Raw genomic sequence first — 24,733 nt, 5'->3', positions numbered from 1 at the left:
AGAAGGCATGACGGCCGGTGGCGCGGCACCCGGCCCGGGTGGGCGGGTCAGTAGTCGCTGGACAGGGCGGCGTACTGCTCGGCGGTTTCGAACCGGTCGTGCAGCGGGATCGCCGATCCGCCGCAGCCCAGGTGCGCCGACAGCGCGCGGAACCGGGAGTCGCTGCTGTAGAGGAATGCCCCGGAGGCCATCGGCCCGGCCCGGTCGGGGCGGGCCCGGTCGGGGACGGCGATGCCGTACATGCCGGCCCGTTCGATCAGCCGCACCGCCGGCGCGTGCTCGTCGGGCGCGAGCACGGCAGCGTCGTAGTAGTCGACGAGGTCCCCGACCAGGGTCACACGGGTGACCTGCCCGGAGATCCCGCCGTTCGAGCAGTCGGGCAGGTCCGCCGCGCGCAGGATGCTGACGTGCAGGCCGCGCCGGGCGTCGAGGGGGCTCGTGGTCGACGTCAGGGGGTTCGTGGTCATCTGGGCTCTCCCGGTGGTGTTGGGCTGGTGGGTGACGCGGCCCCGCCTCAGCACGCCGGGGGCGGCCCGCACGGGGCGGCGGGGGTTCGGTCTGGCCCGAGCGGGTGGGATCGGCCGCCAGGCCGACGAGCAGCGCGAGCTCGTCTCACCCGCTCGGTGTCGGCGCCGGTTCATCGCCGCGGACCGCCCCCGGTGTGCTGACCTTCGGGCGTCACCCACCGAGCCCCGACACCCCGGACGGGGTGCTCACCCAGCGCGGGCGATGGCCAGCAACGCGGCCGGGTGGGTGAACCAGGCGCGCACGACATCACCCGCGTCGTGCTTGTCGAAATGGGCCGCGAGCCGTTCGAGACCGCCGGGTATCCGCAGGTCGATCTCGGCGACCAGGACGGCGATGGGGTAGTCGAACCCGGCACCGCCGTAGAGCTCGGTGTACTCGGTCAACGCCAGCTGCTGGAACAACGACCGGTCATCGAGCGCGCACACCGCGGCACCGCCGCCGTCGGCGGTGGGTGCGGGTAGCTGGTAGACGATGCCGTCGTTGAGTGCGACCTGCATCGGCGGGTTGTCCGGGAACTCGGCGGCCAGGTCGCTGGTGTCGATGCTGACCTGCAGCAGCGGTCCGGGCTTCCAGTACGCGCAGACCAGAACGTCGCCGACGCGCAGCGCGGGACGCTGGTCGTCGGTGGTCTGCGGCAGGAACTGGGCGTCACGGTTGAGCTGGTCGGGCCCATGCCGGGTGTCGGTCATCGTCGATCTCCTTCATCAGTGGTGTGCCGGACACCCCGGGGCGGGGCTGGCGCCGCGCCCCGGGGGTGTGGCCGGTCAGGTGGTCTCGTCGTCAGAGTTGCTCGGCTCGGAGAGCGGGTGACTCCACTCGCGCAGCCGGTACAGCCAGAACTCCGGCCGGGGGTGCCGCTGCGCTGCCGGTGGGTGCCTCGGCCCGGGATCAGCCGGGTTCGGTCTCGGGTGCCTGCTGCCCTGCGAGCGTGTCGTAGGTGGCTTCGTCCTCGGTCAGTTCGCGCTGCACGCGGGCGAGGTCCTCGCGGTGTCGACAGACCTCGTCGTGGACGGGTTCATCCTGCTCGAGCAGGGCTTCGTATCTGGTGAGCTCGCGCCCGATGTAGTCGACCAGGTCGGCCGACCTGGCGATCTGCGGGTGCCGGAACGTCGTGCGGTCGGGCATCAGGCCCAGATCGTGGACGGCGTTGCTGTGGTACAGATCGGGGTCGCCGTGTCCGTAGTAGTAGCCGTATCCCGGGCGGAAGGCTGCGGGTATGGCGTGGCCGAGTTGAACCATGCGGACGTCAACCGCGTCGGCGTGCCGGCGGGACGTGAACAGGATGTAGTCGTAGTCGTCCGGTTCCGGGGCCGCGGTGTGGCCGGTCATCGTCGATCTCCTTCGTCCGTGGTGTGCGGGAGAGCCCCTGGGGGCGGGGTGGCGCCCCGCCCCCAGGGGGTGGGTCAGTCGGTTTCGTCGTCGGGCTCTGCCTCGCCCGATCCGTCGTGGTCCGGGTCGTCGCCGGTATCGCCGCCGTCGTCCGGGTCGGCGGTGGTGTGGTCGGCGTCGGGGTTGAGGGCGAGCTGCTCGACCTCGGAGAGCGGGTAGCCCCACTCGCGCAGCTGGGTCAGGTAGCGCTGCGTGGCCGGGTCGGCGTTGCGCCAGTTGCCGCGGTGGGTGCTGGCCTCGTAGGCGGCCAGCACGAACGCCAGCGACAGCATCCCGGCCCTGGCCGTGCTGGTGGTGCGGGCGGCCTCGGCGAGCGGGTTGACCCGCCCGCTGTAGTAGCCGCCCCCGTCCGGGGCGTCGAGCCCGAGCAGCTCGCAGGCCAGGGTGTTGCCCGACTCCATCGCCTTGCGCAGGGCGTGGGCGCCCTGACCGAGCTCGGCGGCGACGTAGATCGCCGCGCCCTTCGGGGCCGCCTTTTTGGCCAGCAGCTCGGCCAGCCACTCCCGGCGCACGGTCTCGGCGGAGACCCACGCCTTGTTGTTGGCGATCACCCGCTGCCGCTCGGCGCGCTGGGCCTCCTTCTCCCGGGCCTCCCGGGCCTCACGCTGCTCGTCGCTCTCACCCGCACCGCCACCGGCGCCCGTGCGGGGACGCATGCTCTCGCGCAGCGGGGCGTGCCCGTGGGTGGCCGGGTCCAGGCACAGCCAGCGGACCCGGGCCTGGGGGCCCTCGCGCCAGTGGTGGACGGTGGTCACTGCCGCGGCGTGGCCGGGGCAGCTGCGGTGGGTCTCCTCCTCGAGGGCGGTCTCTTCGGGGTCCTCGGGGCTGGGCCGCAGCCGGAACAGCTCGGTCGCGTCGGCGTAGCGGTGGTCGTCGCGGTCGATGACGCTGACCCCGGCCTCGGTCAGCTCGGCGGCCGCGGCCGCGTGTACCTGCTGCTCGGCGCGCGCGTCGCGCAGCCGCTGTGCGACGTGGCGGAACCGGTCCGGCTCCCGCACCGCGACGGCGGCGAGGGTCTTGACCGCCTCGTCGTCGTCCTCGAATTCGGCGATCACCGACATCTGCACCAGGTCCAGCTCGTAGCGGGACCCGATCGCGACCGCCCGCTTGCTCTGGGCGGCCTGGGTGGTCTGGCGGACCCGGTCGGCCTTGGTGCGGACGACCTTGGCGATCTCGGACGGCTTGAAGTTGAGCCCGAGCAGCTGCTGGTGTGCGGCGACTTCCTCGGCGTCGGTGATCCCGCGGCGATGTTGGTTCTCGACGAGCTGGTCGACGATCCGCTCGGCCTGCCCGGCCCGGTAGTCGTCGCTGCCGGTGTCGAGCGCGTCGCCGTCCTCGGTGGCCGGTTCGGGGGAGATGATCACCGGCACCTGGGTCAGGCCGACCCGGACTGCGGCCAGGGTGCGGCGCTGGCCCGTGCGCACCACCAGCGTCCCGTCGCTGGCGCGGCGGCGCACGGTGATCGGTTCCTGGACCCCGCGGTCACGGATCGAGGCGCAGAAGTGCGGGTCGAGGTTCGCGTCGAGGCGGGTGTTGACCTCCAGCTCGAGGGTGTTCGGGTCGACCAGGGCCAGCCGGCCGAACGCCGCCGCGTCCAGCACAGCCGTCTCGGTGGTCGGGGTCGGTTCTGCGGTCATCAAGACCTCCCACAGGGGTAGCGGCCCGCCCCGGGTCCGCGTGCACGCGTTGCCCGGGGCGGTGCGCCCCGCGTAGCCCGGGGGCGCACCACGTGGCTCGGGCAGCTCTGGGGGTGGGCAGGCGGGGGTTCTGCCGTGGTCGCCGCGGTGTGGACCCGCCCCCTGTTCGCCGGTCGGTGGCCGGGTTCGTCTGCCGGGCGGGTTCACCCGGGGGGATCCCGCGGCAGGTTCATCGCCTGCCCACCCCCAGAGCTGCCAGCGTGTGTCCGCCCCTGGCCGGGGCGGACACACCCTCCTGGCCTCCTACTCCTCGCTGTGTTCGGCGAGGTGGTCGTGACCGTGCGGACAGCCCGGTTCGTGGGTGTGCGGGCACTGATGTGGCGGCACCACGCCCACATCGGTGGTGGCCGCGATCTCAGCAAGAGCCCTGGTCAGGGCGGGCAGCAGCCGCGGATGAACGTTCAGCCCCACGCGCGCATACGTCGGCCCACGCCCGCCGCCGAGCGGCACCTCCTGCTCGACAGGGCCGGTGACCTCGTGCCCGAGGCTCACCTGGCTGATCCGAACCTGCTCGACCGCCCCGCGGTAGGGGTGCTCGGCTGTCAGCGTCAGCTCGGTCAGGTGCGGCGAGCCGGACCTCACGACGGTGCCGGCCAGCCGCCCCAGGTGCCGCTCGGCCTCGTCGAGGACAGCGCCCTCGGCGCAGGCGAGGGCGTCGTCGGCGGCCCGCCACGCCCGCGCAGCCGGCCGCACGGTCCGGTAGGCCCGCAGCAGCCGCCGGCACACGTCCGCAGCGATCTGCTCGGCCGGGCGGGTCGGGGACACCGTGATCGTGGCGCCCAGCGCGCGCATCGGCACGTCGCGGGCGTCGGCGGGGTCGCTGCAACGCACGATCACCCGACCCGCCTGCGGCCCGTAGCCGCGGATGTGCAGCTCCAGTCGGTCCCCGCCCGCGCTGACCAGCAGCACCCGCTGGTGGTGCTCGGTGACCCGCCAGGTCTGTTCGTCGAGAGTGCCCAGCGCGGCCGCGAGGCGCGCGCCGATTTCCCGGGCGCTGTGCTCGGGGCGGTTCACGCGTTCACCGCCCCGAGTGCTGGGGCGAGCAACCCGCTCCGGCGCAGGCCCGCGGCCATCTCGGCGGCCAGGTCGTCGACGGTGAGCACGCCGAGCTGATGGTCGAGTCCCCGATTCCGGGCCGGTTCGAGGGCGTGGTCCAGAGCTTGGGCAAGGTAGGCCGCGATCATCGGCACGGCTGGATCCTCACCATCTGGTGCCGGGCCGGAGTCGACGAGGGTGGCGAGTTCGTCGAGCGATGCGTCCCCGTCGTCGTCGAGCTCGACGTCGGTCAGCCCGATCGCGGTGAACGCCCGCTCGACCTGCTCGACCAGATCACCGCCGCAGACGCTGCCGGCGTCGGCTTCGCGCAGCTGGGTCCAGGCCACGAACAGCCCCAGGATCCATCGGTCCGGCGCCGCAGTGGTGCTCATCGCCCACGGGCTGTGCTCAGTGGGGCTGGCCAGTGCGCGCAGGGTGTCGAGCTGGCGCCGACTGGCCGGCGCGGTGGCCGGTTCCTGGTGGCGCCCCAGCACCGGCAGCAGCCCCTCCGGGGCGGTGGTGTCGGTGCGCCCGGCCTCGGTCAGCTCGCCGTGCCGGTTCCACGCGCTGTAGGCCCAACCGATGCGCTGGCGGTCCTGCTCGTGCGGGGCGAACCACACCTGCCCACCCAGGGGGGTGGTGAACAAGAACTGGGCCTCGCCCGGCGCTGTGGGCTGCGTGATCCGGTCGGAGTCGACGCCACGGACGGAGAAGATGCGGCGAATGTCAGCCAGGGTCGTCATCGAAACGGGTCCAATCTCTATAAGTGACGCGGGTAGACAACAGCGCCCCGCGCCCCGGTTGTCGGGACGCGAGGCGCCGCAGTGCGTGGCGGTGTCAGGTCGCGGCCGGAGCCGCCTGTGGCGCGGGCCGGTAGACCTGCGCGAGGTGCGTGACATGCCCGGCCGGGGACCAGGGCGCGCCCGAGAGCGCGGTGGGCATCAGCTGCCACCCCGCCTGCCCCAACGCCGCCGCCGCGGAACGAGCGATCGGCTCGCCGATCGCACCGAGCGCCGGCCCGGGTGGGGCGTGCACGACCTGTGTCCCCTCGACCGGATCGTCGATGTAGATCAGCCCGGTCGGGCGGTTCCACTCCGCCCACACCGGGCGGCCGGTGGGGACGAACCCCAACGATGGGTCGGCGGCGATCCGCGAGCGGCACTCGCTGACCCGGTCCCGCCAAGCCAGCCCGGTGCCGGTAACCACCGCGGCCGGGTCGGCCAGCACGACCTCGGGTCGGGGTAGTGCGTCGGCCAGGACGTAGACCGCGCCGGAGCTGTCGCACTCGCCGGTCCACAGCCCCAGGTCCGGGGCATACAGCGCGGCGCTGCCGAGGTAGCCCTCGTGCGGGTCGTCCCAGGCCAGCCAGGTCGCGCCCGGCGCGACCGCGCGCAGCAACCCCGGCAGGTGCTCGTCGGCTACGGCCCCGTACCCGCCCCAGGTGCTGGTGTAGGTGGCGCCCAGGTAGATCCCGACCCGCCCCCTGCCCGGGTCGTCGCCGCACACCAGCTCGTGCTCGTCGAACGCCACGGCCAGCGGGGTCGCCTCGGCGGCCGGGAGGTCGACCACGCTCACCGAGAACTCCACCGCGCTCACGCCGCCACCGCCGCAGTGGTGGCGGTGGTGTGGTCCTCGGGCTGCGGGTCGCGTGTGCCGTCGAACGGCGCGATCGGGGCGAGCTCGTCGACGATGTCGCGCGCCACCCGCAGGACGGTGGTCGCGGCGGCCCGCACCACGTCCAGGTCGCCGTCGGCCCAGCCCATCACGTAGGCGTCGGTGTAGGGCTCGGAGTCCAGACCGAACGCCTTGCACACGATGTGAGCCACCGACTCGGCCTCGGTCTCGGCCCGGCCGCGGTGCGCCACCGGCGCCACATAGGAGAACTGGTCGAGGTGCCCGCACCGGATATGGGCCAGCTCGTGGATGGCGGTCTTGAGCCGCTGGGCGTGGCTGACGTCGCCTCGCACCCGCACCAGCCGCGTCCCCGGCCCGGCCACGGTCACCCCGTTCGCCGCGCCCAGATACCCGCTGCCGGGCTCAGCCAGGGCGTAGTCGTAACCCTCGCCCGCGATCATCGCGACCACGTCGTCGTAGACCCCGGTCGGGTCATTCCCGTCGAGCAGGACAGCCTGCTTACCGCCGTGCAGCTTCACCCGGCGCCGCACCTGCACGGTGGGCACCACGTAGTTGTCCGCCCACGGCGGAAGCGGCGCGGTCTGGGACAGCTCGAAGGTCCGCTCGAACTTCCACCCCACGACCACCACCGGCAGCCGGTTCTGCGCGTCACGCACGAGCCGGCGCCCGGTGCGCCGCTCGTAGTCCTCGCGCTCGTCCTCGCGCACCCGGCGCTTGACCGGCGCCCAGATCTTGAACCCCGTCTGCCCGGCCATCACGGTGCGCTTGTGCTTGCGCCAGCCCGAACTCCCGTCGCGGCCGCCGTAGGCCATGAACATGCGCGGCTCGACCCCGCGCGCGGCGGCCTGGAGCATGAGCAGGATCTGGTTGCCCAGCGAGTACCGCGCACCCCACTCGGCGACGGTCTCGATGAACTCCAACCATTCGACCGGGTCGGCCGCCATCCGCTCGAGGCGGGCCATCATGTCCTCGTGCGCGGCGTGGACCGCCTCACGGCGTGCCTGTTGCTGCTCCTCGGTCGGAGCCGGACGCTTGCTCTTGCGCCGGCTCTTGGCCGGGGTCCTGCGGGTGAGGGTGGTCTGTCCCATGGCGGGCTCCGATCAGACGAATCAACCGCTGCACTGCCCGGGGAAATGGGGCTGGTGCAGCCCCACCGCCGGTCGCGGTGGGACGTGACTCGCCCGCAGACCGGCGGGTGGCGCGGCGGGGCCGCGCGCTCGCCCGACCGGCGTGACACCACCCCGCCCGCTCGAGGCGAGCAGGCGTCGTGAAGCCGGTGGTGTCACCCGCGTCGGGTGCGGCTGGTGCGGCATCGTCGGGGAAGCCGCCCGACGGGCTGCAGAGTCACCACGGCCCACCTCGCCCGCGGTGCGGCCGAACCGCCACTGAACACGGGCACTACCGAACGGGGGTGTCCCTGTGCCGCCGCGCGTTGCGCACCGACCGGAGCGCGTGGGGGGTGGTCGTAGAGTGCGGTCGGGGTGGACGGGCCAGGTAGCGGCCGGCCCGTCCACCCCTGCACGCGCCCATGGATCACGGCTCGCACTTGCAGCACTTCCACCGTCCAGCCTGGCGGTCGTAGACCATGTAGCAGCCATCTGCACACATCGCTGGTCACCTCCTCTCCCGAGCTCGCGGATGGGTCCGGCCGGCGCCGCCGCTGTGGGCGGGGCGGCGCCGGTGGTCGTCGGGGTCCAGGCCCCGGGGCTTCTAGAACCGGGTCAGCAGCCTGCGGACCGTGTCCGGGCTGGGGCTGCGGCCGGCGACGGCGGAGACCAGTTGCGCCAGCAGCGACGTCGGGTCGGCGCGGGTTGCGCGCGTGGCCGCGGCCACGGCATGGGCGCCGTCGCCGTGCAGCAGGGCAGCCAGGGCCAGATACGCCGCCGGGTGGGCCGACCACGGCGCCGGCGTGGCGGGCACCAGGGCCTCGAGCACCGCGCGCAGGTCCGAGCTGCGCTCGCGGAGCTGCTCGACCACGCCGCGCTGATCAGCCATCGCGGCCACCAGGGCCAGGACGCGGTCGTCGTCGAGGACACGGTGCGCCAGGTAGTCGTCGACGACCTGGCCCACGCCCGGTACCTCCGGACACGCGTCAGCGGCGAGGAGGTGTGCCCGTCGAGCCAAGGTCTCGGGATCGCCCGGGGCCAGGGCCTGATCGAGTGCCTCCCGGCTGTCCAGCGTGGGCCGGCCGTGCCAGGCCAGGCGGGCCGCGAGCTCCGCGGGCGGGGCCGGGACCGTGCCGGACTCGGCGCAGCCGGGATCGAGGCAGGACCACCGGTCCCCGGGCCGAGTACCGGCGGTGTGGACACTGGCCGTAACCCGCACCCCGGCCGCAGTCAGCACCAGGGACGCGTCCCGAGCCGCATCCTCACGCGGCAGCGTGCTGACCGTCACCAGGATCGCGTGATCCTGGTACTCCGGCGGGACCATCGCGAGCATCCGTGCCGTGTGGACCTCAACCTCGCGCGCCGGGGGAAGGTCGGCACGGATCACCGGCCCGATCTGGGAGATGCCGGTCCCGAAGGCGAGCAGCACCAGTGAGTTAGCGGGGTGGTATCCGAGCAACGCGCCTACGGTGCTGACAAGGTCACCGTGTGCAGTGAGCCGGATAGCAGGAACAGTCATCGAAAGGCCTCCTCGAGGGGCTGGTCGGTGGGACGCGGCCCTCACGAGCGGGCCCGGGTGGGGTCCCCGCCAGGGGAGCGGCGGGAGCGGACGGCTCCTCCGCGGCGGCGTGGGAACCCGCTTGCGGGTCCGAGCCCCGGCGAGGCCTGTCCCACCCGCCCGGACCGGGGCCGGGCGCTATCGGCGCCGAAGCCCCACCCGGGTCTGCTCGCCTGCCCGCGCCCCCTACCGACCCAGCCACCGACCCGAGGCCCCACCGTCGCCACCTCCAAGAGGTGTCCGACCGATACGCGACACTCCCCAGGGGGCGGTCCACCCGGGACCGGCACCGGAACGGGGAGTCGTCATCGACGCAGTCACCGCATGGGCAAGCCCAGGTCTGGTCAGTACCCCCGACGCGCCGGCGGTGGCCTACCTGACCGTGACCTTCGCCGTCACCGTCCAGACCAGCGATCCCCGGCCCGGCGCCGAGCCGGTCGACGCTCTCACCGCGGCCCTGCTCGGGCAGGGGTTCACGCTGCTCACCGACACCGCCCAACACCCCGCCCTCCAGGCCGCACCGGCCCTGCCCGGCTGGTCGGCCACCCTCGACCCCGCGCCGCGGATCCGGATCACCGCCTCGGACGGCCTGTTCTACGACGGTGACCTCGGCCCCGCGATCCCCGACCACTGGCACGCCACCGCGCAGGCCCGCGGGCGGCTCACCGTCCTGGTCGCCACCCAGCTCGACCTCCACGAGCCCGACCGGACCCAGCAGACCCAGCGCGCTCTCCTCGACGGCCGGCTCCTGGCCGGGTACATCCCGCTACAAGCCCCACCCGGATAGCCGTCCACACCGCTCGAACACATGTTCGTGTTTCGGGTAGGGTGCCCGGTGGGCTCGTCGGGGGTGGGGGAAGCACCCCCGACGACCACCCGTGTGACGAGAGGCCGGGAGGGCGGGCGTATGGGGCAGAACCGTCGCTACGAGCGCTACGCGCGCCCCGTCGACCCCGAAACCGAGGACGAAGCCGCCGCGCTGCGCACCATCGCCGGGTTACTCGAAACCGGCACGCCGCTGATCACCGACGCGCGGCTGGCCTCCCGCATCGCAGCGATCTTCCGCGCGACCGCAGTGGAGCTGTCGGCGGGCCGGGCGGTGCCACTACAGCTCCGCCACGCGGTCCGGCGAGCCGCCGACAACATCCGCGCCCGCCTCGACCCCCGCGACCCGACCAGCAGGCAGGACTGATGCGGGCCGAACAGGAACGCGCCGCCGCCCGGCTCCGTGATGAGCGCGCACTCGTGGTCGAGTTCGCCCAGCGACTGCGCAAGCGCGCCATACACGACACCTACGCCGGCCTCCGAGGCCAAGACGTCGGGCTCGCGCTGGCCGCGATGCTCGACAGCGTCTCCCTGGTCCTGGATCAGGTCCCCGACCAGGTGCGCCGTGATGCGATCGCTGCGGCCCGCTGTGAGCGGGACGGACCGGACGGCCCGAACGACCCCCGACGGAACCGAAAGGGCCTGACCAGCGGGGACGGTCACTGACCGCTGCAGGCCTGGCTGCGCGTGCTGGCCTGCGATGGCCCGCCCGGTGACAGCGACCACTGGGGTCGGAGATCCGAGGCCGCCACCTTGTCAGGGGGAAGGAGGGAAAACCTCACTACGCAGGTCTTGCGCAAGGCGCCGGACGAGATCCCGGGAGGCTTCCTCGCTGAGTGCTGCGTCGCGGTAGATCTGATGGCGGTGTCGGTAGCGCTCGACCCGGCCGGGGTCATCCTCGCGGTACTCGCTGGCCTCGAGTTCGACGACGACGGTCGTCCGCTCGTCGTCCGCGCCCGGCTCGAACAGATCGAAGCTGGCTCCGTACCGGCTCGGCATGTCCGTGTCGACGGGGATGACCCGGAACGAGACTGTCGGCAGGTCGGCGACGTCGGCAAGGTGGAGCAGCTGCTCAGCCATCACGGCCGCGCCGCCGAGGCGGTGACGAAGAACCGCTTCGGTAACGACGGCCTCCAATCGGGTCGAGGGCCGGTACAGCAGGTCTTGTCGACTGACTCGGGCCATGACGGCCGCGTCGGCTGCCTCTGCTTCGAGCCCGACAACTTCCCTCATGAGGAAGCGCGCGTAGCGGGCGGTCTGGAACAACCCTGGGATCAGCGCGTTCTGGAACACCTTGATGAGCGCGGCGTTGCGTTCGAGCTCGTCGTAGCGTTGCTGGTGCTCACGCCAGCCAGTCCCATGCAACGTCGGCCAATCGACCATCCCGGCAGAGTCGACGGCGGCTGCAAGCACAGACTCCGCGTCCGCGCCCTTCGTGTCCGCGCTGTGATTGATCCATGCACGTACGAGTTCCTCGTCGACGCGCGCCTGTCCGTTCTCCAACTTCGAGACGGTGGCCTGAGAGATCCCGAGCAGCCGACCAAGCTCGGTGCCGGTCAGGCCCGCGGCCTTCCGCCGCGAGCGCAACCGCGCACCGAGCTGCTGCTTGGCCTTCTGCAATCCCGGGTTCCCTTCTCGGCTAGTGGCTCAGTGAGGGCACGTGCAGCGCCGGCGGCGCGGGCACGTGGCCCCGTCGCTGTTGGGGGACGGAGTCCAGGGCGTAGCGCTCGGCGCCGACGGTGCGACCAGGTTCGAGGAGCATCCTGCGGATCTCCAGGAACGGCGCGACGTTGTCCACGAGCTCGGCGCCGAGGAAGCGGCCGCCCTCATCAAAGTGTTGGACGAATGCCGTCGTGTCGTCGAAGAGCCAGAAGTCGGGGACAGAGTCCCAAGCACGATCGAGCTGCTGGCGCTCGATCACCTGCACGTCTTCCCCTGCGTCGATGTTGTCGGGGTAGGCGGCGAACTCGAACCGCGTGTAGTCGGTAACGGGGTGGCCGACGACGCGGACCCGGCCGACAGAGGCGCCGCGCGCACACACGTCTTCGACGACCCGGATCCACCCGTTGTTGTCCCGGGTCTTGCGAGGTACTACCCCACTGCGCAGAAACGCATCGATGCGCTCCTGCTCGCCGTCGACGGTGTAGACGTCGCGACCTTCGTAGCGCCACGCGTAGTCGGTGAAGCGGCCGTACATCCGGCCGAGCTCCTCAGCGCTCATGCCGCGACCACCTCACCGATCTCGATCAGGTTCTCGTTGGCAGGCGCACCGATCGCCTGCAGCACGTCTGAGTCGGTCACCTGACGGCCCCGCACGAGAACGCGATCGCCAGGAAGCTGTTCGGCTGGGCCGGCCCAGTTCCCGTGACCGATCGCCGCCGCGTGCCGCCGCAGCAGTTCGCTCGGGACGACAACCGCGTGGGAGTTGTCCTTCACGAGGTCTCCTTGTACGACCACGGTCCCGCGGTCGGTCGCGTAGGTGTTCGGGCAGTTACCGCCCTCGCAGTCCATGGCCGCGATCTTTTGCACCAGCATTCCGCCTCCACGTGCCTCATGCCGAATATTCCAGACGCACGGTGGAGGGTAGCTGGCACAGCAGCGCCGCGAAACGAGCCTTGATCAGCCAGCTCGCCTCCTTAAGCAGCCAACAGGACCCGAAGACTAGCGAATATTCGGAATATTCGCTAGTCTTGAGGGAGCCTCGGCCGGTGCAGCAACACCGGCCGAGGCGTGGATCGCACAACCCAGCCTTCGAGTCCGAGGAGTACGACCCATGTCCAGGATCCCAAGGGGCGCTTCGCGGCCCGAGCCCACCCCGTCGGCACGTACGCATCTGTCTCTGGCCGCGCCGCCGCATGGTGAGCACCTGGTGGACACCGACCCTGCCGTGCCGGCGGTAGCGCTGCGTTCGGGCGGGACGGAGCCGATGACGGCGACCGAGGACGGCCTTGAGCACGAGGTGGCCGCGGAGGACTTGAGCGCGGGCAGCGTGCACGGTTGGTATCGGGCGGTGTGTGGTGCGGTGATCGGGCCGGTGGCGTTGACGGTGCCGGCTGGTGTGCCGTGCCGGAGCTGTGCGGTGGAGGTTGTCCCCGGACCGGAGCTGGCGTCGCCCGATGCGCGGCGCTCGCGCCGGGCTGCGGCGTCGTGGCTGCGGGGGCTGCGTGCCCGTACGGCGCGCCGGGACAGGGTGGCCGGCACGGTGGGGCCGAGCGATGTCGCCGCGTAAGTCGGTGGAGACGGCGCGTGGGCAGGCCGAGCAGCTCGCGCTGGAGGCGCAGCGGGCAGCTCGGGTGCGGGCGCTGGCGACCAATCCTGATGTGATCGCGTTGCAGGTCGAGCGGGTCCGCACGCAGGTGGATTGGCTGATGTGGACCGGGATCATCCTGGGGTTGGCGTTCTGCATGACCAACGTGCAGGAGTTCGCCGCGGGGGACGCACTGGCGTGGTCGCCACAGTGGACTGCGGCGTGGCTGCTGGATCCGATGGTGTCGTTGGTGTTGATCGCGGTGATCCGCGCCGAGCAGATCACCGCGCGGTGGCAGGTGGCCAGCACCGCATGGGCGCGGCGAACCCGGTGGACCACGGTGGGTGCGACGTATGCCATGAACACCTGGGAGGCGTGGTCGCACCCCGACGTGGCGATGATCCTGGCGCATTCGGTGCCGCCGCTGGTGGTGTTCGTGGCCTCCGAGGCGGCCCCGGGCCTGCGGGACCGGCTCACGGCCGCGGTCTACGCCGCGGCCGCCGCGGATCCGTCACTGCGGGCGAAGCCGGTCACGGTGGGCGAGGCTGTGGCCGCGGAGCAGCCTGCCTCGCCCCAGCCTGTGGTGGTCGACCCCGAGACGACGCCACCGCCGGAGTGTCTGGCGGAGGACACTCCCGCGCCGCGGCAGCGGCGTTGGGAGCGTGAGGAGCTGCTCGCCGCTGACTCGGAGGCCCGGGTCGGGCAGGTGATGGATCTGCTGCGCGACGGCCTGGTTGCGGCTCAGGACCTGACCGGGGAGCAGGTCGGTGCGATCTTCGGTCAGTCGCCGCGCAATGGGCGTCGTGCTCTGCAGGAGGCCCGCCGCCGCCTCGAGCTCCCCGACCTGGACACCGATGTAGAGCACGAGGTCGAGGCCCCGGGTGGGGCGTTGGTGCTGGTCGGGTCCCGCCCGGCCGATCGTGTGGAGGTGGGAGCGTGAGCAGGACAGAGCTGCGCAGTGTGGACCCGGACGCGGCGCCTTCCGACCTCGGCCCGGAGCAGTGCGACGGAGAGCGGCCGCCGGCTGTCTCGCCGCCGCGCCGCGGTCGAGCGCCCGCAGCCCGGGCTGCGGTGACCCGCTCTGCCTCGTCGGCGTGGTGGTGGGCGGCGTTGCCGGTGCTGCGGTCGATGGTGTCCTCGGCCGGGTGGGCGCACGCCGCGCACCGAGCCGCGCCGGTGCTGTGCCGGGCCCCGGCCCAGCTCGGTGCGCTGCTCTGGCTGGTCCAGGGTGTCGGACTGCTGTACTGGCCGACGGCGACCGCCGCCGCGGTGGCCGTGGTGCTGATCGTCGTCGGTTCGGTGATGGGTCTACGCGGCCGCGGCGGCGTGATCGCGCTCGCCGGGCTGGTGTTCGGCGTGGGCGTGTGGTGCCTACCGGCGGTGGTAGTGATGGTCGTGGCCGCGGCGCAGCTCGTACTCGGTGCGCTGGTCCTGGCAGTGCCGGTCGCGCGGGCGGTGTATCCGCACAGTGTGCGGGGCCGGGTGCGTACCGGGTTCGGCACCGACGGCTGGGCCGGCTGGTGGGATCTGCACCGGCACCTGTCCGCGCATTCGGTACGGGCCGCGGCGGTCGCGACCCGCCCGAGCCTGGCCGCGCGGGTCACCCCACCGGGCACGGACGCGCGTCCCGCCCCGGGGCGGGTGGAGCGGCTGCCGGTGGGGGAGTGCGGCACCTGGCTGGGCACGTCGGTGGTCGGCCCGGTTCTGGGCACCGACTGCTACGGCGCGCACCGGGACGTGATCGGGCAGGTCGCGCCCCCGCAGACCGGCAAGACCGCCCTGATGGGCCATCACATTCTCGATCACTGCGGACCGGTGCTGGCGACCTCGACCAAGGTCGACCTCTTCGAGCACTGCGCCGGTGGCCGCGCGCAGCGCGGCCCGGTGTGGCTGTTCAATCCGGAGGGACTGGGAGAGCTGGGGTCGTCGGTGTGGTGGTCCCCGGTCGCCGGGTGCGCGCATCCGCAGACCGCGACCGAGCGGGCCGGGCACATGGTCGGCGCGGCCACATCGGGCGACGACGACGGCGACCGGTGGGACGACTGGTCGGCCAGTGTGCTGGCCGCACTGTTGATGGCCGCCGACCTGGCGGGGCGGGACATGAGCACGGTGGCGCAGTGGGTGTTCGACCCGAGCAGCGATCCGCGCCAGGGCGGTGCCGCCGAGGCCCTGGTGATCCTGCAGCGCGCCCCGCAGGGCACCGTCCCGACCGGGACGGTGAAGTCGCTGCGCCAGATACTGGCCACCGATGCCCGCAAGACCCGCGATTCGATCTTCATGACGCTGTCGCGGGCGGTGCAGTTCATGACCGACCCGCAGATCGCGGCGCTGGCCACCCCCGGCCCGGGGGCGGTGGAGTTCGACGCCGAGGCGTTCGTGTCCGGCCAGGGCGCGGTGTTCCTTGTCGGCTCGGATCGGGCGCATGCCACGGTGGCGCCGCTGCTGGCAGCGTTGACCGGGCACGTGTTCGAGACCGCGAAGCGGGTCGCCGCCACCCGGCCGAAGGGCCGCCTGGACCCGCCGCTGGGGCTGTTCCTCGATGAGGCCGCGCTGATCACGCCGGTCCCGCTGGACCGGTGGGTCGCCGACGCCGGCGGCCGTGGGATCCACATCGAGTGGGCGGTGCAGTCGCCCTCGCAGCTGGCGCAGCGGTGGGGCGCCCGCGGTATGGACACGATCTGGAACGCCACCAACGTCAAGCTCGTCTACGGCGGACTCACCTTGGACGACGACTTGGAGAAGGTCTCCACGCTGTGCGGGCACCGGCATGAACCCGCCCCGACCGGGGACGGCTCAGAGAAGTATGAGCGGGTGCGGGTGTGTCCGCCGGATCGGGTGCGGCGGCTGCCGCAGTGGCATGCGGTGCTGATCCATCGCGCGACCCCGGCCACGGTCGTACGGATCACTCCGGTGTGGTCGCGCACGGACCTGCTCCCGGCACCGAATGTTCCGGCACTGGTGGAGCCCGCGCCGTCCACCATGGAGAGTGGTTCTGGGGACGCGGCGGGGCAGGCGGCCGCATGATGCCAGGACGGTCGGTGTGGATGAGGGGAGTCGATCGTGACCAGTGACGGGCCGGGTCCGCCCCCGACCGGAGCCGACGGCGCCGGGCGGGGGCGCCCGTTCGCGGTGCAGGTCGGTGAGCAGCTGCGCGAGCTGACGCAGAAGGTGGGCGAGACCTCGGGGCACGTGGCCGAGCTCGCCGACTATGTGTCCCGGCTCTCCCCGCGGGTCGACGATCTCGAGGTCGGGGTGGCCGGCCTGGCCGGGGCGGTCGAGGCCGCCGGCGGGGTCGGGGGCCCCGATGATGACGATGAGGCGTTGTCGTTGACCCCGGCGCTGCGTTGGTCACAGCTCGATCCGGGCGCCCGGCACGCGGCGTGGGATGCGCTGGGCGCGTTCGTGGCCGATGTCCTCAACCGCGACTACCGGCTCTCCCGCGGCGAGCTGCCGGACTGCTGGCCGGTGCACCCGCGGGCGGTGCGCGAGCTGGCCTGGCTGCGGACCCTGCATGTCGATTCCAGCGCCCCGGATACCCGCCCGGACCTGGTCGCGGAATGGCACGTGCGGTGGCTACCCGCGGCGCTGACGAACCTGGCTGCGGCGATCGACGGCCGCGAGTGCGCGCCCGGCAAGCACCGGCTCACCGAGGAGGAACGCCGCCAACACCACGAGCAGCTCGACGCGGCCGAACGTCGCGGCGACCCGCCACCGCTGCTGACCAGCGATACCGCGCCCGATCGGCCGCGGTATCTGCCGGAACGGTTCCCACCGCGGCGCAGCTACGACGATGACGCCCATCTCGATGCCGCGCGCTCCGGTCCGCCGCTGCTCGACCAGGCCACACCGCCGCCGGTGAGTAGCCGGGACTGCTGGTGGGACTACTTCCTCGACGCCCGGCGGGCCGACACCGCCCCCGATCCCGACAGCGCCGACCCGGACCAGGAGAGGTGAGCGCGGTGAGGCACGGCCGAGGACGTCCGCCCGCGACACGCGGGCGCCGCGGCAGCAGTCGCGGGCACACCGCCGCCCGCCCGGCCCGCTCGGCCCCGCAAACTCGGGTGCGGCTGGCCGGCCGGGAGGTGGCGTTGGCGGCCCTGCGTCGCACGCCGGGCGCGTACCGGACGCTGGTCGAGCAGGCCAAGGTCACCGACGGCTGCGGGTGGTGTCTGTGCGTCGCGCCGGCGCCCCGGCTGGTGATCCGCCACCGGTCCGGGGTCTACTACCTGGCCTGCTGGCCCGGCGGCGGCGGTGAGCACGCCGAGCGCTGCGAGTTCCACAACGACGGGACCGCGTGGTCGGGCCGGGGCCACTACCACGACGGTGCCCTCGACGAGGCCGCCGACGGTAGCGCCACCGTGGCGCTGTCGGTGCCGCTGCGGGTGCGGACCGCGGCCGCCGACACCCCGACCGGCGCACCTGCCCCGACCGGGCCGGGGGCCGCACGATCACGGATGAGCCTCCTCGGTGTCCTGCACTACCTGTGGGATCGCGGCGGGCTGAGCACCTGGGACGGCACCGCACGGGAGGATCGCCGGCCGGGCTGGGCGGGCTGTAGTCCCCGCGTGCAGGCGGCCACGGCCGGAGTATCGGCGGCGGGCGTGGAGCTCGCTGAGAGCTGCTATGTGATCCCGCCGTTCGACCCGGCCGCTCCGGACCGGCATCAGGCAGCGTTCGACCGGTTCACCGCCCGCCTCGGCGAGCGGGACGGGATGGTGCGGCGGGGGCTGATGCTCGGCGCGGTCCGGTCCTGGACCCCGACCCGCTACGGGCAGCGCTGCGAGCTGCGCCATCACCGCACCCCGCTGTACTTCTCGACCGCGCTGCACGCGCGTATCCAGCGCGCGGCCCCGGCGGCGATGGCCCAGCCGCTGCCCGCCGGGGCCGAGCAGATCGTGCTGGCGCTGGTGACGCGCAGCGAGCGCGGCAACCTCTCCGCGGTGGCGGCGGCGGTGATGCTGACCAACACCGGGTTCATCCCGGCCGACTCCTCCCACGAGGTCGTCATGGCCGACGCCCTGACCGGCGCGGGCCGTAGTTTCACCAAGCCGTTGCGCTACGACGCCGATACCGCCGTGGTGCTGCCCGATTTCGTGCTCACCGACACCGACCCGCCCACGGTGGTCGAGGTCTGGGGCATGCTCGGCCGGGAGGAGTACGCGGCCCGCCAGCAGACCAAGATCGCCCACTACCGCTCGGAGGGCGTCCCGTTGCTCGACTGGGACACCCGCGGCCCGCTACCGGACGTGACACGCCCGGCGGCGGAGCCGGCGTCCGACTGAGGGAGAGGTGGGGGAAATGGTCGAACACTCCGCGCGACAGGCCAGCGGTATCGCGGCGGCCGCCGCCCTGGGATGGCGGGGTGTGGTACTTGCGCCGGTGGAGCTGTTCGGCTGCCGGTGCCGGCCCGTCGTCGAGCTGGATCTCGAGGTGCACCGCACGCGCCGGGCGCACGGGTTCCTGCCGCAGCTGGACGAGGACGTTCTCGCGATCTGGGAGTGGCCTGAGTCGGATGGCCCCGCTCCGGCGCTGACGCTGCGGGGCGCGCTGTTCCCGGTCGGGCGATCGTGGCGGCGCGCCCTCGGTGAGGCGCGCCGCTGGTACGGCTTCGGCCCGGCGGCGTTGCTGGACCCGACGGGGACGGCATGCGCCGATGAGGACTGCCGGTGGGAGTGCGCCTTCGCCGGTGTGGGGCTGGTCTCCGGCCTCGACCCGGGCCCGGCGGTTGTGGCGGCCGAGGCCCGGCCGGACAGCCTCGGGCGCGTGAGCGCGGACCGGTGGGTCGAGGAGTTCCTCTACGAGGCCGCGCTCACCGCGGGCGCCTTCCCCGCGGAGTAACCGGGAGCGGGGGTGTCCGGACCCGCCGCTGCTATTTCCCGGTGATGTCCAGAGTGCGGGTCACCCCGTCAGTGCCGTAGATCTTGAGCGTGGACGCCTTCCCGACGGGGACGTCGTAGGTCACGTACCCCACGTAGGTGTTCCCGGGCTTCCCGTCGTAGGCGAGAGGCAGGTCTTCGCCGCACGGTTCGGATGTCATGTACAGGTCGGGGTCATGGGTCACGCCGTCGGTGCCGATGTATTCGGCGTCGTGGAAGGCGCCGTCGGTCCCCGGGGTGTAGGTGGATCCCGTCTTCATGGTGACGCCGAGGCGGAGCTTCTCGTTGCATCGGTCGACGCTGGTCAGCGTCCACTCCACGACGTTCTCGGTGCCGCCATAGTTGATCGCGTTGGGCTCGTTGAGCACGACCGGAGTTTCGATGGGTGCCGCCGCCGGCTGCGCGCTGCCGCTCAGGTCGCCCGTGTGACCGGTGTCGCCTTCGTACATGCCGGCGTCGGTCTCGTTGATGGGGGTGGTCATCGGTGGGAGGACGTCGCAGTACCGCTTGGTGATCTCTGCGTGCGCAGCGCTGCGTTCCTGCTGGGCAGGGCTGGTGTACTCGTTCTGGTAGAAGGCAGGCTCGAGCGACTCGGGGTAGGAGCACATCCCCTGGCCCATCATGACGATCTGCGAGTCGGCCACGTTGCGGGACTCGTAGTCGTCCATCTCGGCGCGCATCTCGGAGATGTAGCCGTCGGTGGTGTGCGGGGTGGCGCAGGCGGAGACCAGGCCGAGGGTGAGGGTGGCGCCGATCGCGAGTGTGGTGAGGTGGCGCAGGTACGAAGTAGTCACATACCACCAATCGGCCGATCCTCCGGTGGTGGTTACCGCCTGACCTGGACATACCCAGAATTGTTGACTCGGGGGCTGTTGCTGCACCGCTCCGGGATGTGCGGCTAGGGTTCCGGCCGGTGCCCGTCCCGGGCCACACGGAGTAGTCACATACCCGCCGGGCCGGGCACCGTTTCGTGTCCAGCCTGTTCTGCGAACCGATCATCAGAGTTGATGATGCGCGACGGCCCCGGCACCGGGCGCCCGTCAGGGGGCAGGTGGGGCGGGGGGCCGAAGGCGGGGCAGACCAGCACATCCTAGGAAACCGGCCCGCGTGTTCGATCGTAGCTTGGGCGGCCGGGCGCCGGAGCACGCTCAACAGGTCCCGGCCGCGCCGCCTACGCTAGCGGGTGTGGCGACCGTGCGGGAACAGATCGAGGCAGCCGGCATCGATCCCGACACCGCGACCGAGCGGCTCCGCAAGGGCTGGGTGAGGGTCGACGGCGACGTCGTCACCGACGGCGAGCGGGAGGCCGGGACCCGGGTCACGTTCTGCCCTCCCGGCATCACCGAGCACACGGAAGCCGAACCTGGCTGATCCTCCACACCGCGGAACCCAGATCTCGGCCGGCCGGTTTAGTGTCTGTCGCCGTCGGTGATCGGGCTCGCCGGGTTTCTCCCCGGTCGTCGTCGAGGAGCTTCCGCGCCGCGGCCATCATCCCGCGCCGCGTCTGGGCGGGGAGCTGGTCGAGCCGCATCCCGGCTGTGTCCAGGACACCCGGGGCGAGCGCGTACAGCTCGCTGGTGCGCGCCTCGGTGTTCAGCTGCCCTCAGCGGGGTCCCGCCAGGGCTGCGCTGGTAGGCGGGTTTCCCTCGGATTCAGTGCGGGTCTGCCCCCCGCGGATGGGCCGAGCGCGGCGGCGTGCACACGTGTGGCCGGTCGGCCGGTCGTACTTGTTTGGTGCTGGCCGCGGGAGGTGCGCTCAGACCTGGGCCGTCGGGCCAGTGGTGGGGAGGAGGGCGTCGACGACGGTGCGGCGGTGTTGGTAGTCGGCCAGGGCGTCCTCGAGCTCGGCGGCGGAGGTGTCGTCGTCGGCGGTGAGCACGCATTGCAGGACGGCGCCGGTGGTGGCTTCGGCGTCGAGAGCGGCGGCGAGCGCGGGGTGTGCTGCCTGGCCGAGTGCGGTGGTGATGCCCTGGAGCCGGGCCTCGGCGTCGGCCAGTGGCCCGGGGTGTTCGGCGGCGAGCGCGGCCCGGTGGGTGGCCTGGGCGGCGCGGTGGGCGCGGGCGAGCTGGAGGGCTCGGGCCCGCTGGGGCGCGGTCGGGGTGGCCGCGCAGCTGGCCGACCGGGCCGGGGTAGTGGTGGTCATGGTGCTACTCCTGCGGCTGCTCGGGTGGCTCCTGGGGCGCGTCGGTGCCCACCGGCGAACGGCGGCTGGCGCGTCGCCGGCGTGTCGCGGTCGGTGCGGCCTCGCCTCGGGCCGGCTCAGGCGGCCCGGTGGCGAGTTGGGTGCGGAGTTCGGTGATCTGCTGGTCGTGGCGGGTGGCCTGGTCGTCGAGGCGCTGCTGGGCGTGGGCGCGTTCGGTGGCGATGTCGTGCTCGAGCTGGCGGGTCAGGGCCTGGTTCTGGGCCTCGGCGACGGCCTGGGCGGTGCGGGCGTCACCGGCCTCGCGGGCGGCCTGTTCGATGCGTTCGCGGGCCTGATCGCGTTCGGCACGTAGCTCCTCAGCCGCCGTGATGGCGGTATCGCGGTCGTGTTCGGCAGTCTCGGCCCGGCGCTGCTGGCTCTCGGCCTGTTCGCGCGCGTCGGCGAGCTCGGCGCTGGTCTGGTCGCGCTCGGCGGTGACCTCCTCGTGCGTGGCGCGCAGCCGCTCCAACTCGGTACGGGCCTGCTCGAGGTCGTCGGCCAGCCGGGCCCGGGCGGTCTCGGTGTCGTCGCGGGCGTGCTCAGCCTCGGCCAGCCGGGTGCGGGTCGCCTCGAGCTGCTGCTGGAGCTGGTCGCGGTCGGCGTGGATCTGGTCGCGCTGCTGTCGGGCCTCGTCGCGGTCGGCCTGGGCCTGGTCGCGCTCGGCGGCGGCGTCGTCGGCGTCGGCCAGTGCGGTCTCGGCGACGGCTTCGGCCTCCTGCCCGGCGGTGGCCGCGGCGGCGGCCGCGGTCTCGGCGGCCCGGGCGCGGGCGGCCGCGTCGTCGCGGGCGGCCTCGGCGGCGTCGATGCGGGTGCGGGCGTCGCGGTGCGCGGCGCTGATCTCGGCGGCGGCGGCGTCGGGGTCGGTGGCGGTAGCCAGCTGCTGGCCGACCCGGTCGGCGAAGTCGGTGGCCCAGGCCTGGTGCGCGGCGAGTTGGTCGCGCAGCTCGCCGCCGAGGGCTTCCATTGAGGCGCGGGCGTAGGACACCGGCCGCACCGGTGCCGGCTCGTGGTCGGGGCGTGAGCCGGGAGCGGGCAGGGTCAGCTTGCCCTCGCGCACCCGCAGGGCGGTGTAGCGGGTGTGCGGGACCCCGTCCACGGTCTGGCCGCAGTATTTGGGCTTGCGCCCACCGGTGCCGGCGTACTGCTCCATTACGTTCGGGCAGCCGCCCGGGATCCCGGGCATCTGACAGGCGATCCGCTCCAGCAGCCCGGCCCCGTCGACACCACCGCCGGCCCCGCCGCTGTGCTCGCGCGTCTGCTCGCCCTCGCTCATGCCGAACACGCTAACGCACGTGTTGCGTTGTGTCAATAACGTTTGATTGCGTTATTGCACAACGCTACGTAATGAACACAGGATAATGCCCCTTATCCTGCTATGTACTCAGTGGGCGCTAAGGTGCCCACGGGGGCGGTCAGCGACTCGGTCTTGGGCTACGATGACGTCCCATGACGACCGCGCTGCCCGCGTTCGCGACCACACCGCAGGCGCGGCGCGCGCTGGGCCGCAGCGCCTACCAGGTGCGCAAGCTGATCGACGCAAAGGTGCTGCCCGCCGCGGTGCACGGGCGCGGGCGCGGCGGCACGCTGCTGCTCGACCCCGCCGCGCTGGCCGCCCTGGCCGCCTACCCGCAGCTGCCGCAGCATCTGTACGGGCCGGGCACCGAGCCCTACGCCCTGGCGGTGGGCCTGCGCCCACTCGGCCCGGACCACGATCCGGATAACCAGCGCGCGGTGGCCGGCTGGGACGCGGTGAGCCCGCCGCCGGCCTCGGCGTGGCTGGGTTGGTGGCGCACCGGGGCGGCCACCGCGGACCTGTGCGCCGGGCTGGCCCTGCCGATCCTGGGGGCGGTCTCCGGGTTCGTGGTCGCCGCCCGCTTGGTGACCGGGTGGACGCTGCACCCGAGCGTGCCCGGGCTGATCCGCTTCGAGACCGCGCCGCTGTCCGGCGACCGCGAGAGTTCCTACCTCCACCACCAGTACCTCCCGACGGCCGGTTCGCCGTGGGAACTGCTGCGGCGGCCCCGTGCGCCCGCCCCGGCCCTGCCCGCTCCACCCGGCCCGGGCACCGGCGCCGGCACTGAAGAAGCACTCCACGATGGCTAGCCACCGGCACCTGCACGCGGTCTCCTCCGCCACTGCACCACCTCCGATCGCCGGGGACGACGAGCCGGGCGCGGAGGCCCGACGGGCGCGGATCCGGCGCGCAGACCCGCGGGCCACGGAGAAACTGCAGGCGCGCACCCGCGCCAGCCTGGACGGGTTCAGCGTCGCCGACATCGAGACCCTGGCCGCGCGGATCCGCGAGCAACTCGGCGGGCACACCCGCTGCGCCGCCCAGGGCACTGCCTCCGAGGCGGACGCGGCCACCGCGGCGGCGTTGCGGACCGCGCTGGCCGCCCACGAGGAGGTCCTGGCCTGGCTGACCGAGACCGACACCTACGTCTACCACGGCCAACTCCGGTGACTGGCCCGCACCAGCCCGAGCCGGCGGGCCCGGCTGCCCCGCCGAGCCCGACCACCGAGTTGGCCCGGCCCGGCTCCCTCCCGGTCGCTGCCGCGCCGGCTGCTCGCGGTTCGGATGATCTGTTGCCCCGACTGGTAACGGCGTTCCTGCTCGGCCAGCGATCGGAACACACCCGACGCGCCTACCGCAGCGACATCCGCCATTTCCTGGCCTGGTGCGCCCAGCACCATGTCGACGCGCTGCGGGCGCGGCGGGTCCACATCGACGCCTACGTCGCCTCGATGGCCGCACCCAGTCCCCGCACCGGCCGTCCGGCCGCCGAATCCACGGTGGCCCGCCGCCTGGCCACACTGGCTGGGCTCTACGCCTACGGCATCGCCGAAGACCTGCTGGACCGCTCCCCGCTGGGCGGGGTCCACCGCCCCCGCCTGGGCCAGGACTCCACCAGCACCGGACTCGCCCGCGACGAGGTCGCCCGGCTACTCGCGGCGGCCGCCGCCGACGGGGCCCGCGCGCACGCCCTGCTCAGCCTGCTCGCTCACAACGGGCTGCGCATCGACGAGGCCCTGTCCCGCGACGTCGACCACCTCCAGACCGAACGCGGGCACCAGGTCCTGCGGCTACGCCGCAAAGGCGGCCATACCGCTACCGCCCCGCTGGCCCCACCAGTGGTGCACGCGCTGCAGGTCTACCTCGACGGCCGCGAGACCGGGCCACTGTTCATGACCCGCACCGGTCGGCGGATGGACGAACCCGCGGCCTGGCGCCTAATCCGGCGCCTGGCCCGCCGCGCCGAGCTCCCGCAGGCCGACCGGATCAACCCCCACACCCTGCGGCACGGCTTCGTCACCGCCGCGTTGGACGCCGGAGTATCGCTGCGTGATGTGCAAGATTCGGCCGGGCACGCCGACCCTCGCACCACCAGGGCCTACGACCGCTCCCGTCACAACCTCGACCGGCACGCCACCTACGCCGTCTCTGCCTACTACGCCGAGGGGCAGCGCGAGTGAGTCATCCGGCGCCTGCCGGCCAGGCCCCCGCAGGGTCCGCAAAGATCCGCGGGCGAAGCGGTCCGGGTCGCCGAGCACCGAGACCAGCATCGGTGCGCCGATGGCGCCGAGCCCGGGCAGGCTGCGGGCGAGCTGGTCGGGATCGACGTGGCGATAGTCCTGCTCGCGGGCCGCGGCGTGG

28 protein-coding genes are annotated in these 24,733 nt (G+C 73.0%); 13 read left to right on the top strand and 15 right to left on the bottom strand.

Annotation, left to right across the window (positions count from 1 at the left end):
- Positions 1 to 47: 47 nt before the first annotated feature.
- The 9 genes from PSED_RS34270 to PSED_RS34230 all read right to left on the bottom strand — a co-directional run bounded on the left by PSED_RS34270 (position 48) and on the right by PSED_RS34230 (position 8,909).
- On the bottom strand, positions 48 to 467 hold the full coding sequence (locus PSED_RS34270; RefSeq protein ID WP_013678791.1) for a hypothetical protein: 420 nt from the start codon (positions 465 to 467) through the stop codon (positions 48 to 50).
- A 246-nt stretch (positions 468 to 713) separates the two neighbouring features.
- Positions 714 to 1,217 (bottom strand): hypothetical protein, encoded by a 504-nt coding sequence (locus PSED_RS34265; RefSeq protein ID WP_013678790.1) that lies wholly within the window; start codon positions 1,215 to 1,217, stop codon positions 714 to 716.
- A 199-nt stretch (positions 1,218 to 1,416) separates the two neighbouring features.
- A complete protein-coding gene (locus tag PSED_RS34260; protein WP_013678789.1) occupies positions 1,417 to 1,857 on the bottom strand; it encodes a hypothetical protein in 441 nt (146 codons plus the stop codon).
- A gap of 74 nt (positions 1,858 to 1,931) precedes the next feature.
- On the bottom strand, positions 1,932 to 3,554 hold the full coding sequence (locus PSED_RS34255; RefSeq protein WP_013678788.1) for a ParB/RepB/Spo0J family partition protein: 1,623 nt from the start codon (positions 3,552 to 3,554) through the stop codon (positions 1,932 to 1,934).
- Positions 3,555 to 3,857: 303 nt separating this feature from the next.
- The gene (locus PSED_RS34250) at positions 3,858 to 4,628 is read right to left on the bottom strand and encodes a hypothetical protein (RefSeq protein ID WP_013678787.1); all 771 of its coding nucleotides are present in this window, start codon (positions 4,626 to 4,628) and stop codon (positions 3,858 to 3,860) included.
- Complete coding sequence (locus PSED_RS34245) at positions 4,625 to 5,392, bottom strand: hypothetical protein (protein WP_013678786.1); 768 nt, start codon at positions 5,390 to 5,392, stop codon at positions 4,625 to 4,627. The genes PSED_RS34250 and PSED_RS34245 overlap by 4 nt, the downstream gene beginning before the upstream one ends.
- Before the next feature lie 94 nt (positions 5,393 to 5,486).
- Positions 5,487 to 6,245, bottom strand: a complete 759-nt coding sequence (locus PSED_RS34240) for a hypothetical protein (RefSeq protein ID WP_013678785.1) — start codon at positions 6,243 to 6,245, stop codon at positions 5,487 to 5,489.
- Positions 6,242 to 7,372 carry an ArdC-like ssDNA-binding domain-containing protein gene (locus tag PSED_RS34235; RefSeq protein WP_013678784.1) on the bottom strand — a complete coding sequence of 377 codons (1,131 nt, stop codon included), beginning with the start codon at positions 7,370 to 7,372 and terminating at the stop codon, positions 6,242 to 6,244. The genes PSED_RS34240 and PSED_RS34235 overlap by 4 nt, the downstream gene beginning before the upstream one ends.
- 622 nt (positions 7,373 to 7,994) lie before the next feature.
- Positions 7,995 to 8,909, bottom strand: coding sequence for a DUF4192 family protein (locus PSED_RS34230; protein ID WP_013678783.1), 915 nt, complete (start codon positions 8,907 to 8,909; stop codon positions 7,995 to 7,997).
- Positions 8,910 to 9,315: 406 nt separating this feature from the next.
- Between PSED_RS34230 and PSED_RS34225 the strand changes: the two genes are divergently transcribed.
- From PSED_RS34225 to PSED_RS34215, 3 genes are all read left to right on the top strand, one after another.
- Entirely contained in the window at positions 9,316 to 9,735 is a 420-nt protein-coding gene (locus PSED_RS34225; protein WP_041763352.1) for a hypothetical protein, read from the top strand.
- A gap of 120 nt (positions 9,736 to 9,855) precedes the next feature.
- Positions 9,856 to 10,140, top strand: a complete 285-nt coding sequence (locus PSED_RS34220; RefSeq protein ID WP_013678781.1) for a hypothetical protein — start codon at positions 9,856 to 9,858, stop codon at positions 10,138 to 10,140.
- Positions 10,140 to 10,439 (top strand): hypothetical protein, encoded by a 300-nt coding sequence (locus PSED_RS34215; protein ID WP_013678780.1) that lies wholly within the window; start codon positions 10,140 to 10,142, stop codon positions 10,437 to 10,439. Before PSED_RS34220 ends, PSED_RS34215 begins: the two co-directional genes overlap by 1 nt.
- A 90-nt stretch (positions 10,440 to 10,529) precedes the next feature.
- Here the strand turns inward: PSED_RS34215 and PSED_RS34210 are convergent, their stop codons facing one another.
- From PSED_RS34210 to PSED_RS34200, 3 genes are read right to left on the bottom strand one after another with little or no spacing between them, the layout of a single operon-like run.
- Positions 10,530 to 11,393, bottom strand: a complete 864-nt coding sequence (locus PSED_RS34210) for a helix-turn-helix domain-containing protein (RefSeq protein ID WP_013678779.1) — start codon at positions 11,391 to 11,393, stop codon at positions 10,530 to 10,532.
- 19 nt (positions 11,394 to 11,412) lie between these two features.
- Complete coding sequence (locus PSED_RS34205; protein ID WP_013678778.1) at positions 11,413 to 11,994, bottom strand: DUF6879 family protein; 582 nt, start codon at positions 11,992 to 11,994, stop codon at positions 11,413 to 11,415.
- Entirely contained in the window at positions 11,991 to 12,308 is a 318-nt protein-coding gene (locus PSED_RS34200) for a hypothetical protein (protein WP_013678777.1), read from the bottom strand. The genes PSED_RS34205 and PSED_RS34200 overlap by 4 nt, the downstream gene beginning before the upstream one ends.
- A 334-nt stretch (positions 12,309 to 12,642) precedes the next feature.
- On the opposite strand from PSED_RS34200, the gene PSED_RS34195 reads away from it, so the two are divergent.
- From PSED_RS34195 to PSED_RS34170, 6 genes are all read left to right on the top strand, one after another.
- Complete coding sequence (locus tag PSED_RS34195; protein ID WP_041763350.1) at positions 12,643 to 13,002, top strand: hypothetical protein; 360 nt, start codon at positions 12,643 to 12,645, stop codon at positions 13,000 to 13,002.
- On the top strand, positions 12,989 to 13,960 hold the full coding sequence (locus PSED_RS34190; protein ID WP_013678775.1) for a hypothetical protein: 972 nt from the start codon (positions 12,989 to 12,991) through the stop codon (positions 13,958 to 13,960). Before PSED_RS34195 ends, PSED_RS34190 begins: the two co-directional genes overlap by 14 nt.
- Before the next feature lie 131 nt (positions 13,961 to 14,091).
- Positions 14,092 to 16,044, top strand: a complete 1,953-nt coding sequence (locus tag PSED_RS34185; protein ID WP_049803820.1) for a type IV secretory system conjugative DNA transfer family protein — start codon at positions 14,092 to 14,094, stop codon at positions 16,042 to 16,044.
- Between the two features lie 36 nt (positions 16,045 to 16,080).
- Entirely contained in the window at positions 16,081 to 16,974 is an 894-nt protein-coding gene (locus tag PSED_RS34180; protein WP_013678773.1) for a hypothetical protein, read from the top strand.
- A 128-nt stretch (positions 16,975 to 17,102) separates the two neighbouring features.
- Positions 17,103 to 18,302, top strand: coding sequence for a DUF1173 family protein (locus tag PSED_RS34175; protein ID WP_407692855.1), 1,200 nt, complete (start codon positions 17,103 to 17,105; stop codon positions 18,300 to 18,302).
- Between the two features lie 16 nt (positions 18,303 to 18,318).
- The gene (locus tag PSED_RS34170; RefSeq protein WP_013678771.1) at positions 18,319 to 18,858 is read left to right on the top strand and encodes a hypothetical protein; all 540 of its coding nucleotides are present in this window, start codon (positions 18,319 to 18,321) and stop codon (positions 18,856 to 18,858) included.
- A gap of 31 nt (positions 18,859 to 18,889) precedes the next feature.
- On the opposite strand, the gene PSED_RS34165 is transcribed toward PSED_RS34170, so the two are convergent.
- Entirely contained in the window at positions 18,890 to 19,690 is an 801-nt protein-coding gene (locus tag PSED_RS34165) for a hypothetical protein (RefSeq protein WP_013678770.1), read from the bottom strand.
- A gap of 391 nt (positions 19,691 to 20,081) precedes the next feature.
- Between PSED_RS34165 and PSED_RS34160 the strand changes: the two genes are divergently transcribed.
- On the top strand, positions 20,082 to 20,267 hold the full coding sequence (locus PSED_RS34160; RefSeq protein WP_041763345.1) for a hypothetical protein: 186 nt from the start codon (positions 20,082 to 20,084) through the stop codon (positions 20,265 to 20,267).
- A 385-nt stretch (positions 20,268 to 20,652) separates the two neighbouring features.
- On the opposite strand, the gene PSED_RS34155 is transcribed toward PSED_RS34160, so the two are convergent.
- On the bottom strand, positions 20,653 to 21,039 hold the full coding sequence (locus tag PSED_RS34155) for a hypothetical protein (RefSeq protein ID WP_013678768.1): 387 nt from the start codon (positions 21,037 to 21,039) through the stop codon (positions 20,653 to 20,655).
- A gap of 4 nt (positions 21,040 to 21,043) precedes the next feature.
- The gene (locus PSED_RS34150; RefSeq protein WP_143771210.1) at positions 21,044 to 22,351 is read right to left on the bottom strand and encodes a hypothetical protein; all 1,308 of its coding nucleotides are present in this window, start codon (positions 22,349 to 22,351) and stop codon (positions 21,044 to 21,046) included.
- Between the two features lie 173 nt (positions 22,352 to 22,524).
- Between PSED_RS34150 and PSED_RS34145 the strand changes: the two genes are divergently transcribed.
- The 3 genes from PSED_RS34145 to PSED_RS34135 all read left to right on the top strand — a co-directional run bounded on the left by PSED_RS34145 (position 22,525) and on the right by PSED_RS34135 (position 24,552).
- The gene (locus PSED_RS34145; protein ID WP_013678767.1) at positions 22,525 to 23,181 is read left to right on the top strand and encodes a hypothetical protein; all 657 of its coding nucleotides are present in this window, start codon (positions 22,525 to 22,527) and stop codon (positions 23,179 to 23,181) included.
- Positions 23,174 to 23,542 (top strand): hypothetical protein, encoded by a 369-nt coding sequence (locus tag PSED_RS34140; RefSeq protein WP_013678766.1) that lies wholly within the window; start codon positions 23,174 to 23,176, stop codon positions 23,540 to 23,542. Before PSED_RS34145 ends, PSED_RS34140 begins: the two co-directional genes overlap by 8 nt.
- Positions 23,543 to 23,664: 122 nt before the next feature.
- Positions 23,665 to 24,552 (top strand): tyrosine-type recombinase/integrase, encoded by an 888-nt coding sequence (locus PSED_RS34135; protein WP_041763341.1) that lies wholly within the window; start codon positions 23,665 to 23,667, stop codon positions 24,550 to 24,552.
- The last annotated feature ends 181 nt before the right edge of the window (positions 24,553 to 24,733 follow it).

Source organism: Pseudonocardia benzenivorans CB1190 (assembly GCF_000196675.2).
Taxonomy (GTDB): Bacteria; Actinomycetota; Actinomycetes; order Mycobacteriales; family Pseudonocardiaceae; genus Pseudonocardia; species Pseudonocardia benzenivorans.
The sequence above is the reverse complement of the archived record's forward strand: the minus strand, read 5'-3'. Positions and strand labels throughout refer to the sequence as shown.

Bases quoted from the DNA above. Each gene is read 5' to 3' on its own strand.
- PSED_RS34270 (WP_013678791.1), bottom strand. From the start codon at position 467: ATGACCACGAACCCCCTGACGTCGACCACGAGCCCCCTCGACGCCCGG.
- PSED_RS34265 (WP_013678790.1), bottom strand. From the start codon at position 1,217: ATGACCGACACCCGGCATGGGCCCGACCAGCTCAACCGTGACGCCCAG.
- PSED_RS34260 (WP_013678789.1), bottom strand. From the start codon at position 1,857: ATGACCGGCCACACCGCGGCCCCGGAACCGGACGACTACGACTACATC.
- PSED_RS34255 (WP_013678788.1), bottom strand. From the start codon at position 3,554: ATGACCGCAGAACCGACCCCGACCACCGAGACGGCTGTGCTGGACGCG.
- PSED_RS34245 (WP_013678786.1), bottom strand. From the start codon at position 5,392: ATGACGACCCTGGCTGACATTCGCCGCATCTTCTCCGTCCGTGGCGTC.
- PSED_RS34235 (WP_013678784.1), bottom strand. From the start codon at position 7,372: ATGGGACAGACCACCCTCACCCGCAGGACCCCGGCCAAGAGCCGGCGC.
- PSED_RS34230 (WP_013678783.1), bottom strand. From the start codon at position 8,909: ATGACTGTTCCTGCTATCCGGCTCACTGCACACGGTGACCTTGTCAGC.
- PSED_RS34220 (WP_013678781.1), top strand. From the start codon at position 9,856: ATGGGGCAGAACCGTCGCTACGAGCGCTACGCGCGCCCCGTCGACCCC.
- PSED_RS34215 (WP_013678780.1), top strand. From the start codon at position 10,140: ATGCGGGCCGAACAGGAACGCGCCGCCGCCCGGCTCCGTGATGAGCGC.
- PSED_RS34205 (WP_013678778.1), bottom strand. From the start codon at position 11,994: ATGAGCGCTGAGGAGCTCGGCCGGATGTACGGCCGCTTCACCGACTAC.
- PSED_RS34200 (WP_013678777.1), bottom strand. From the start codon at position 12,308: ATGCTGGTGCAAAAGATCGCGGCCATGGACTGCGAGGGCGGTAACTGC.
- PSED_RS34190 (WP_013678775.1), top strand. From the start codon at position 12,989: ATGTCGCCGCGTAAGTCGGTGGAGACGGCGCGTGGGCAGGCCGAGCAG.
- PSED_RS34170 (WP_013678771.1), top strand. From the start codon at position 18,319: ATGGTCGAACACTCCGCGCGACAGGCCAGCGGTATCGCGGCGGCCGCC.
- PSED_RS34155 (WP_013678768.1), bottom strand. From the start codon at position 21,039: ATGACCACCACTACCCCGGCCCGGTCGGCCAGCTGCGCGGCCACCCCG.
- PSED_RS34150 (WP_143771210.1), bottom strand. From the start codon at position 22,351: ATGAGCGAGGGCGAGCAGACGCGCGAGCACAGCGGCGGGGCCGGCGGT.
- PSED_RS34145 (WP_013678767.1), top strand. From the start codon at position 22,525: ATGACGACCGCGCTGCCCGCGTTCGCGACCACACCGCAGGCGCGGCGC.
- PSED_RS34140 (WP_013678766.1), top strand. From the start codon at position 23,174: ATGGCTAGCCACCGGCACCTGCACGCGGTCTCCTCCGCCACTGCACCA.